The 9979-nt window shown below is 62.2% G+C and carries 8 protein-coding genes; 1 reads left to right on the forward strand and 7 read right to left on the reverse strand.

The features are described from left to right. Positions 1 to 91 precede the first annotated feature (91 nt). The 7 genes from H5U38_05855 to ltaE all read right to left on the reverse strand — a co-directional run bounded on the left by H5U38_05855 (position 92) and on the right by ltaE (position 9076). Complete coding sequence (locus H5U38_05855; GenBank protein MBC7186541.1) at positions 92 to 1522, reverse strand: B12-binding domain-containing radical SAM protein; 1431 nt, start codon at positions 1520 to 1522, stop codon at positions 92 to 94. After that, positions 1488 to 2999 (reverse strand): oligosaccharide flippase family protein, encoded by a 1512-nt coding sequence (locus H5U38_05860; protein MBC7186542.1) that lies wholly within the window; start codon positions 2997 to 2999, stop codon positions 1488 to 1490. Before H5U38_05860 ends, H5U38_05855 begins: the two co-directional genes overlap by 35 nt. After that, entirely contained in the window at positions 2986 to 3798 is an 813-nt protein-coding gene (locus H5U38_05865) for an acyltransferase (protein ID MBC7186543.1), read from the reverse strand. The genes H5U38_05860 and H5U38_05865 overlap by 14 nt, the downstream gene beginning before the upstream one ends. 8 nt (positions 3799 to 3806) lie before the next feature. Next, entirely contained in the window at positions 3807 to 4862 is a 1056-nt protein-coding gene (locus H5U38_05870; protein ID MBC7186544.1) for a nucleoside 2-deoxyribosyltransferase, read from the reverse strand. Positions 4863 to 4886: 24 nt separating this feature from the next. Further along, positions 4887 to 6638 carry a Na+:solute symporter gene (locus H5U38_05875; GenBank protein MBC7186545.1) on the reverse strand — a complete coding sequence of 584 codons (1752 nt, stop codon included), beginning with the start codon at positions 6636 to 6638 and terminating at the stop codon, positions 4887 to 4889. Further along, on the reverse strand, positions 6635 to 7402 hold the full coding sequence (locus H5U38_05880; GenBank protein ID MBC7186546.1) for a fumarylacetoacetate hydrolase family protein: 768 nt from the start codon (positions 7400 to 7402) through the stop codon (positions 6635 to 6637). The genes H5U38_05875 and H5U38_05880 overlap by 4 nt, the downstream gene beginning before the upstream one ends. 576 nt (positions 7403 to 7978) lie before the next feature. Further along, complete coding sequence (ltaE, locus tag H5U38_05885; GenBank protein MBC7186547.1) at positions 7979 to 9076, reverse strand: low-specificity L-threonine aldolase; 1098 nt, start codon at positions 9074 to 9076, stop codon at positions 7979 to 7981. A gap of 384 nt (positions 9077 to 9460) precedes the next feature. On the opposite strand from ltaE, the gene H5U38_05890 reads away from it, so the two are divergent. After that, the coding region (locus tag H5U38_05890; GenBank protein MBC7186548.1) for a membrane dipeptidase at positions 9461 to 9979 on the forward strand (519 nt) is incomplete at its 3' end.

A 9979-nucleotide genomic window follows, 5' to 3' on the forward strand; every position in this document is an offset into this window, starting at 1 on the left:
CACCCGGTCTCAGAGAAAGCCTCACGCGCTGCCTGCGCCGCTCCTCGCGGCTTTCGACGCGACCATGTTCTCCGGGCTCTGCGCCGCTCTGCTAATGGTGCTTGAGGTAGTCAAGCACGATGCGCGCCGCGAGTCGGGGTCGCCTGAGCGCCTGGAGCACATAGTGCCCGGAGAGGTTCCGCATAATGGCCGGCAAGCGGCGGCTGCCGGCAATTTCCACGGTCTGCCGCACCAATTTCTGGAACTCGGCGAAGGGGATCTCTTCGTTCACGTAAAAGTCCGGCTGCAGGCTCAGCTCCGGGTTCAGGCTGAACTGTCGCCAGTCCACCGTGTCGCTGACAATCCCCCGCGCGATCGCATACTCCCACAGCGCTGTGCCCGGGAGCGGCGTGGTTACCGACACTTGGCAGAAGTTTTGTGGGTGCGCGTCGAGAATCTCTTTGATGAGATCTTGCGTCAAGCGAATGTCCTCGCGCGTCTCATTGGGCGCGCCAAGCATGAAGCAGCAGTAGCAACCAATGCCGTGCCGATTAGCAATAGCCACCGCTTCCCGATTCTGGGCCACCGTGACGTCGCCGCCTTTCAGATAGGCGAGCACCCTGTCCGACCCTGATTCCAGCCCAAGCGAGATTTTCACCACCCCCATCTCGCGCAGCAAGGCCATCAGCCGGTCGTTGACCAGGTTGGCGCGCAAGTCGGCGAAGAAGCGCACCTTGCCCAGAACGCCCCGTTTGTCGAGGCCGGCGATTATGCGCTGCACGCGCGTGGGGTTGGCAGTGAAAAGGTCGTCCGCAATGTAGATCCCCTGCACACCATAGCGCTTGACCAACAGTTCCACCTCGTCGGCGACCCGCTCGGCGGAATGAAAGCGGGGCCGCCCCCACTTGGCCGACACATGGCAGTAGATGCATTTGAATGGACAGCCGCGCGAAGTCAGCATCGTCGTGCCCCGCAGGTACTCATTGTTCATGAGGATGGGGCTTGGCTTCAGAAAGCGCTCGATGTGCAGCGCCTCGCGGTCCGGCATGGGGATCGAGTCGAGAGGGAAAATCGGGGCGCGCGGTGCCGTTACGTGCACCTCACCGTCGGCATGGAAGGCAATCCCCGCAATGGAGGCCAAGTCCGCCGCTGAGAGTTTACCCTTGTCCAGGTACAGGCGCATCAGCTCAAGTAGCGTCTGCTCCCCTTCGCCGATCACACCCACGTCCACGCAGGGGTCCAAACTCTGCGGCAGGGCGGTCAGGTGCGGCCCCCCCATCAGCGTCACCACGCCCAGCTCCTGCTTGACCCGCCGTACCAGACGCACGACGCTGGCATAGTTGGCAGAGTAGGCAGTGAACCCCACTACCTCTGGCCGGGCGGCGCGAATCTGCTCGAACACCCCCGCCCCGGTGTTGACTACCTCCACGTCCCCGAAGCCCAAATAGCGCTTCAGGTAAGACACGAGGTAGCCCAAACCCAGCGGGGGCTTGTTGTTGCTGATCCCCTCAACCCACTGGTTCACCAACACCAGGCGCGCCACGACCTGCGCCTCCAAAAAGGGAACGAACCTTAGCCACTTCCCGCGGGTCGAAGAAGCCAACTATCTTCAGCAGCACGGGGAACAGGACCATGAGTACAAGGTGGAACGCAAACCCCCAGGGCACATCAATCCGCGTGCCGGCAAAAAAGATGACGGCAACCACCGCGCCCAGCTTGGCGATTCTACCGAATTCATACGGCACCGGGTAGAGACGTTGCCCAATCGGGTAGAGGACAACCGCCATGACCGTGTATGCAATGACCCGGGCCCATGCAGCACCCATCATGCCCATCACAGGAATGAGCAGGAAATTGGCCGCAAGATTGGCCGCCATCCCCAAGCCGGTCGAAAGCGGCAGATAGCCGGTCTTTTTCTCAAGATAAATGCCGATCAGAAAGTTCACGTGCGCGGCATACGGGATGTAGGCAAGCATCAACACCGGGACCACCGTGGTGCACTCCCAGAACTCTTTGCCGAAAAGGGTAAAGCCCCCAATCTTGAGGCGCACCAGATGATCGATGAAAAGGGACACAAGCAGGAACACGCCCAGGCACACCACCATCAGATAAGTGAGCACCTTGGAGAAGACCTCCTTGGCGTTCTCCTCCTTGACCATGGACAGGAAGAAAGGGTGCCAGGCGAAGCTGAACGCGGAAACCAGCAGGTTCATCACAATGGCGATGCGCGCCCCTGCGCCGTAGAGGCCAGCCACGTCCACCCCGGCCAAACGCTCGAGCAGGGGCCGATCGATGGTGTCCAAAATCACCACCGAAAGCGTAGAGGGCATGTAGGGCAGACCAAAGGCCAGCAGGTCGCGGAGATCGCTGCGGGAAAACCTCCGCCCCATCCTGCTCACCACCAAAGGCATGAGTACCGCCAAGGTCAGGGCCGAGGAGAGGACATTGGCCAAGAAAATCCCCTCGACCTTCCGGCCCATCTTGGCAACAAGGAGGACATTGAGCAGGATGTTCACCAGCACGTTGAACGACTTGAAAAGCACAAAACGCCCTGACCGCTCCTCGGCCCTTAGCACAAGGAAGGGCAGTATGGCCAAGGAGTCGCAAAAGAGGATGATCGCCCCGTAGCGCACCACCGTGTCCACCGGCACTCCGGTGGCTCTTGACTCAGCACTAAAGAGCAACGTCGCCACGGGATTGGCTGCTAAATAGAGCACCAGAGAGAAGCAGAAACTGCTCGCCAGCAGGGTCAGAAAAGCGGTGGAAAAGATGCGCTTCTTGCCCGGTTCCGTCTCCTCCATGATGTAGAAACGCAAGAAGGCCGAGTTCAGTCCGTAGGTGTAGAGGATCGTGAAGATGGCAAGGTAGGTGAACATGATGGTGGTGACGCCCATCTCCTCCCGCGTCAGGAAATGCGTGTACAGGGGCAAGAGGAGAAAGGCCATAAACCTGGAGATGATATAGCCCACTCCGTAGACGGCCGAATGCTTTGCCAATCGTTTGATGCTAGCGAAGATCATGAGCTCGTCCGCCCAGTTCGTATAGTTCGGGCCGCCGGTCGGCAAGGAGGTCGTTTCTGGCGGTGAGCAGCTTGTTCCGTGCCACCCGCGGGTCGATCTCCACCACTCCCACCGTCTCCGTCGTGTCATCTGCGGCGAGGAGCACCTGGCCACGCGGATCAACGACCTGGCTGCCACCCGTGAACCTGAGGCGCACGCCGTCCCGCTCCTCTACGCCGATGCGGTTGGCGGTGATGGCATAGACCCCATTCTCCAGCGCTCTGGTGGTCATCGCCTTCTGGCAGTACGGGAGGACCAGGTTTGAGGGGTGGCAGAGTATGTCCGCCCCTTTGAGGGCAAGGGTCCTTGCCGCCTCTGGAAAGATCCAGTCGAAGCAAATCATCAGTCCGAGGCGCGCCTGGCCGATGTCGGCCACGACAAAGCCGGTATCGCCAGGGGCAAACCACAACGCCTCTTCGGCGAAAAGATGAGTCTTGCGGTACAGAGCGACAACCCCCTGGGGGCCTACGAGAACCGCTGAATTGTAAACCTTGTCCGCTGCCGCTTCCGGCACTCCCGCCACGAGGTGGCATTTCTTGCGCGCAGCCAGGGCCGCCAGCATGCGCGTGGTGGGCCCGGCAGGAACCTGCTCGGCGGCGGCAGCCACCTCCTCGTCGCTGCGAAAGAGATAGCCGGAGGAAAAGAGCTCCGGTAGGACAAAAAGGTCCGCGTCGTGTGAGGAGATGAGCGCTTCAGCGCGAGCGAGGTTTTCCTCCCGCCGGCCGAAGAGGCAATCCATCTGCACGAAGGCTACCCGCATCACCGGCCCTACACCTCCAGCGGATAGCGACCATACTTGTGCACGGTCTCCACCATCGCCGCAAAATTTTCCACCGGCACATAGTTGGGCACGGTGTTTCCGGAGCCGACGCAATAGCCGCCGCCTGGTCCGACGTCGCGGATGAGCTCCCGCGTGACCTTGCGTACCTCGTCCGGCGTGCCGCGCGCCAGCAGGTCCACGTCCACATTGCCCACCAGGCAGAGGCGGTGCCCGTAGCGTGCCTTCACCTCGCGAATGTCCATGGCTTTCGGCTCGATGGGCTGCAGGGCATTGACCCCAAGTTCGATGAGGTCATCCATCACCTCCCAGAGGCGGCCATCCGTGTGGTAGATGAACGGCATCTGCCGCTGGCGGCACAGGTCCGCGATCTTGCGCATCCAGGGGAAAAGGTAGGTACGCAGCACCCCAGGTGAACAGAGCAGTCCAGAATAGAAGGCGATGTCGTCGCTGTAAAACAGGGCCCCAACGTTGGGGATGTCTGCCATGGTAGCGAACATCCCGTACACAATGCCGCCAATGGTGTCGAAAAGTCGCGCCACCAGCTCCGGGTTCTCGACCAGCGCATAGGAAAAAGTCTCAAAGCCCATTCGCTCCCAGACCATGGTGAAGATGTCGCCATACTGGCCGATGATCTTCATGCCGTCCGGGAGTAGCTCTTGCACGATCTCGAAGTTGCGGTAATCGATCTCCTCCGGGCGCGGCCAGCGGTAGCGCTCAAACTCTTCCATGGTGGTGATGACGCCTGCACCCTCGGCACTCCAGGTGCGCTCGCGATCGCTCTGCGAGGCCGCGCTCTGCCGCAACCCCTCCTTGGGTTGGATCTTCGCCGGGTTAAAGTCCACAATGGGGGCGAGGCGAATGTAGTCATAGCCGGCCGCCACAAAAAAGTCGATCTGATCTTTGAGCGTCTCCACCTTGCGCCCTATGTAGCCGCCCATCACGCCCAAGTCGATGGCCAGCTCCAGCAGAGGCACGCGATCCGCCTGCCCGCCGAACAGCGTCGTACGCAGCCGCTCAAAGTCTGGTCCCAAGCTCTTCGTCATGACCCTCTTGCCTCTCCCGAACTCCTAACGCGCTACCGCCGCGAAGCCCCGGCGCTGCAGGTCCCAGTAGAGCAGGACCGCTGCCCCGATACTCGCCGCCACCAGGAGCAGACCAACGGTGGTGTGTCCGAGCACCAACTTGCCGATGCCAAAGAGCGCAGTGTAGACGAGCGCACAGCCGGCGAGCCAATCCAGGAAATCGCGCCAGAGCCGTTCTGCCGGGGACGGGTTGCCGAGCTTGCGCCGAATGGGACCCCATAGGGGGCCACCTGGCCTCGCCTTCTGGTAGAAGGCCACAAGCGTCTTCTCCTCCACCGGGGGCGTCAGCAGCGTCACCGTCACCCACACCACCGTCGAACAGGCCACGGTGACCAGCATCAGCACCGCAAAGTCGCGGGGCTGGTCAGCGCTGAGACCAAATCCCAACTGCAGCACCAGCGCCGCTGCCAGCGAGGCAATCATGGCCGAAATCTCCGACCACGCGTTGATGCGCCACCAGAACCAGCGGAGGATGTAGACGCCGCCGGTGCCGGCGCCCAAGGCAAGCAGCACGCGCCACGCGCCGGAGATAGTGTCCATGAACCCGGTAATCACGGCGGCGATCACCATCATCAGCACCGTCGCCAGGCGCGAGACGAGCACATAGTGCCGCTCGCTGGCCTCGGGTTTGAGAAATCGCCGGTAGAAATCGTTCACGATGTAGCTTGCTCCCCAGTTGATGGCTGTGCTGATTGTAGACATGAAGGCAGCAGCAAAGGCCACCAGCAGCAGCCCTCTGAAACCAACGGGGAGTACGCGTACCATGACGTGTACATACCCAGCTTCTTTGTCGGCAAGTCCGGGAAAGAGGACCATCGAAACCAAAGCCACGATGATCCACGGCCATGGCCGCAACGCGTAGTGGGCCACGTTGAACCACAGCGTCGCCAGCAAGGCGTGCTTTTCATCCCTGGTGGAAAGCATGCGCTGCGCCACCGAGCCGCCACCTCCTGGTTCCGCCCCCGGATACCACGCAGCCCACCACTGCACGCCAATGTACACCAGGAACGCCGACATGGGCATCCACGGCGAGCCAACCCTCGGGAAAAAGTCGAGCAGCGAGTGCTGAGCCCCGTACAGGGCAGCCAACTTCTGGGTGAGGCCGGACATCCCCCCAACCTCGTGCAAGGCTAAAAGCGCCAAGGCAATGGTGCCACCCATCGCCAAGCCGAACTGCACAAAGTCGGTGATGACTACACCCCACAGGCCCGACATCGTCGAATAGAGGACCGTGACAGCCACGCAGATGCCCACTGCCACCCAGCGGTCAACGCCAAGGCAGATGCCCAGAATCTTGGCCATGGCCAAGGTGACCCAGCCGATGACGATGCAGTTAATGGGGATAGCCAAGTACAGGGCGCGGAAGGCGCGGAGAACGGCCGCAGGCGTCCCGGCGTAGCGAACCTCGGTGAATTCCACGTCGGTGAGCACCCCCACTCGCCGCCAAAGGCGGGCGTAGAAAAACACGGTGAGCATGCCGCTCATCACAAAGTTCCACCACAGCCAGTTGCCGGCAATGCCGTTGCGTGCCACCAAGCCGGTGACCGCCAGTGGCGTGTCCGAAGCAAAGCTAGTCGCCACCATGGACGTGCCGGCCAGCCACCAGGGGAGACTTCTTCCGGAAACGAAAAAGTCGACCATGCTGCTCCCCGCCTTGTCCCGGTAGCGGAGGCCGATGGCCGTGACAAAGACGAAGTAAGCGATGACCAGCGTCCAGTCGATCCAGTGTACGGTCATGCGGAGCCTCTCTGCTCACCTGCAGCCACCCGATTGCGCAACACGCCCAACCCTTCGATTTCCGCCTCGACGAGGTCGCCGGCTTGCAGGGGCAGAGTGCCCTCCGGCGTTCCTGTGCAAAGAATGTCTCCAGGCGAGAGCGTCATGTGGCGGGAGACGTAGCTGACCAACTCCGGGATGGAAAAGACCATCTTGCCCACCGTGCTCTGCTGCCGCACCTGGCCGTTGACACGCAGCTCCATGCGCGCCTGCGCGATGGCGGGCAGCTCGTCCTTGGGCACCAGGTAAGGGCCCATGGGGCAAAAGGTATCAAAGCTCTTGGAGCGCAACCACGGGCGCTTGGCCTCCATGTCGCGGCGTTGCAGATCACGCGCCGTCACATCATTCGCGATGGTGTAGCCGGCCACATAGTCCCACGCGGCAGAGGCCGGAATGTCTCTGCCTTGTTTGCCAATGACCACGGCCAGCTCCAGCTCGTGGTCAACTCTGCCCACCCCTGGGGGCAATACGATGGTCCCCTCGTGCGGCAGGAGCGCTGACGGCATCTTCGCGAAGAAGATAGGCTCTTCCGGCACCTGGGCACCCCACTCCTCGGCATGCGCCCTGAAATTGCGCCCGATGCAGAGGATTTTCTGCGGGCGCGCGATGGGCACCTGAAAGCGAATGGCATCGTCGAGTCGCAGGTCATCGAGCGGACGGATGCGCCGCAGCGTGGACAGGACTTCGCGAAAAGTCTCGCCGCTGAAAAAGTCCAGCTCCACCATCAGCTGCAAAAAGTGAAAATCGGGACCGCGCCCCTTGGCCTTGAGGTCCTTGTACATCTCCCACGCATGGGTGAAGTTGAAGCGCCCCTGCTCGGTCTCCACGCCAATGCGAATCTCACCTTTGCGGGTCTGATAGGAAAATGCCTTCACGCTTCGCCTCGACGCATCCATGGGTCAGAAGTTGCATAGCGGCAAGCAACTCTGGAAAGTATAGCAATTTGCCGACTAAGTTGCAAGCAGAAAATGGCAGGCGGAATGTGTACGCGCCGGCTTCGCAGTAACCAGACGACGGAACGCAGTCCGTGGTCACCCTTGAGGCGGCGAAGCGGAACAACGGTGATCGGGATGGCCAAGGCCCCTCGGCCTGCCCCGGAGCACACCCTGCCGCGGACCTGCCTGAACCAGGCGCTCCGTCCCCCGTTCGCGAGCGGGCATGCACAGGCCGGGCATGACCAACGTGTCGGATGCCAGGGCTTTCACCACTGCGCATGAGGCGTGCGCCGTCCACCGCCTTGGCCCGGATCGTGGGCGAGGGGCGACCTCCTGGCCTTGTGCGGCAAAGAGACGGTCGCGCCTTTACCCTCGCCTTTCCTTGAGGACCGCCTGGAAGGCAGCAATGGCCTGGTCAACGCCTGCATCGTCCACGTCGAGATGGGTGACCAGGCGAATCACGGAGGGGCCGAGCGCCAGGCACAGGACGCCCTGCTCCCGCACCTTCGCCACCACCTCAGCCGCACTCAGCCCGGAAGCGCTCACGTCGACAAAAGCCATGTTGGTCTGCACACTTGCCAAGTCCACTGCGGCGCCGGGCATTGCCGCCAGGGCCTCGGCCAGGCGTCGCGCGCGCCGATGGTCATCCGCCAGGCGCTCGCGATGGTGGGCAAGCGCGTACAACCCGGCCGCCGCGATGATGCCCACCTGCCGCATGCCTCCGCCGAACACCTTCCGATAACGATGTGCCAGCTCGATGAACTCTCTGCTCCCGACGATGAGCGACCCGATGGGTGCACCCAGCCCTTTGGACAGGCACACAGAGACCGAATCGAACGGCGCCGCGAATTCCCGCTCACTGATGCCGCTGGCCACCGCCGCGTTCCACAGCCGTGCGCCGTCCAGGTGCATGCGCAGCCCGCAGCGGTCCGCTACCTCCCGAATCTCACGGATGGTCTGCAGGGGGAAAACGGTCCCCCCTGCCCTGTTGTGGGTGTTCTCGATGCATACGAGCCTGCTGCGCGGGTAGTGATGGTCGCCGGGACGCACTGCCCCTGCCACCTGTGCCGCGCTGATCACCCCGCGCACGCCAGGGATGGGGTGGAGCTGCACTCCGGAGAGCATCGCCGGCCCGCCGCCCTCGTAGTGGAAGCTGTGGCTGTCGGCTTCGAGGATCACCTCGTCGCCCGGCTGCGTGTGGCACTTGATGGCGATCTGGTTGCTCATTGTGCCACTGGGCACGAAGAGCGCCGCCTCTTTGCCCAGGAGCTCGGCCACCACCTCCTGCAGCTTGTTGACTGTTGGGTCTTCGCCAAACACATCATCGCCCACCTCGGCGCGGGCCATGGCCTCGCGCATGCCAGGCGTGGGCTTGGTCACCGTGTCGCTGCGCAAGTCTACCAGTTTCACACGCTCCTCCAAGGTCGTGAGTGATGCTCCCTGTGTGCGGAAATTGTAAGACATTCCAGGCTAAATAGCAAGAAGATTTCCCGCAGAGTCCCTGAACAGCCTCTGTCGCACCTCTGGCCAGCGTTCCCTCGCCGCCGCGGCCGATTCGCCAGCGCCGCCATCCACCCTGCCGATGAGTTTGCTTTCGTCCTCTTTGGGCCTAGGAGCTCGCCGTGCAGCCTCAGTCCGCCTCGGGCCTTTTCGGCCGTGGCAGCTCGGCCTTCCGCTTAGATCGCGAGCACTGCCAACCATCGCGGATTTTCCCCTTGATTTTCTGCCGCAAAATCGTTAAGCTATTCGGCAAACGACAGAATAGACCTGCAATGATGAGGTCCAGGAGTGCAGCGTACCTTCGGCTTCACCAAGGGCCGAATGCCTACGAACACGAGGTGCGTGCTCATGAGAAAAGGAGTTCTGGTTGTTCACGTCGTCACGATAGGGGCCATTTTCGGGTGGGGCCAGGCACTGCTCCCTCAAGAGGACATCAAGGCTAAGGCGAGGTTGATTCACGAGCGCGTGCTGACCATCGACACGCACTGTGACACACCCCTTAACCTGCTGCGCGGCAACTGGGACGTGGGGCAACGCCACCAGCCAGGCGGCCGAGGGAGCGGCAAGGTTGACCTGCCGCGCATGAAAGAGGGAGGCCTTGACGCCCAGTTCTTTGCCGTGTTCGTGGCCCAAGGTCCGAGGACGCCCGAGGGGTACGCCAAGGCCCAGGAGCGCGCCCTGCAGCTTTTCCAGGCCATCCATGCCGTCTGCGCCCGCTACCCGGAAATGACCGAATTGGCGACCACCCCCGACGACGCCTACCGCCTCGAGAAGTTGGGCAAGCGGGCCATCTACATCGGCATTGAAAACGGCTACGCCATCGGCAACGACCTGTCGCTCATCAAGAAGTACTACGACCTCGGGGCG

This window comes from Calditrichota bacterium (assembly GCA_014359355.1).
Lineage (GTDB): Bacteria > Zhuqueibacterota > Zhuqueibacteria > JANLFK01 > Oleimicrobiaceae > Oleimicrobium.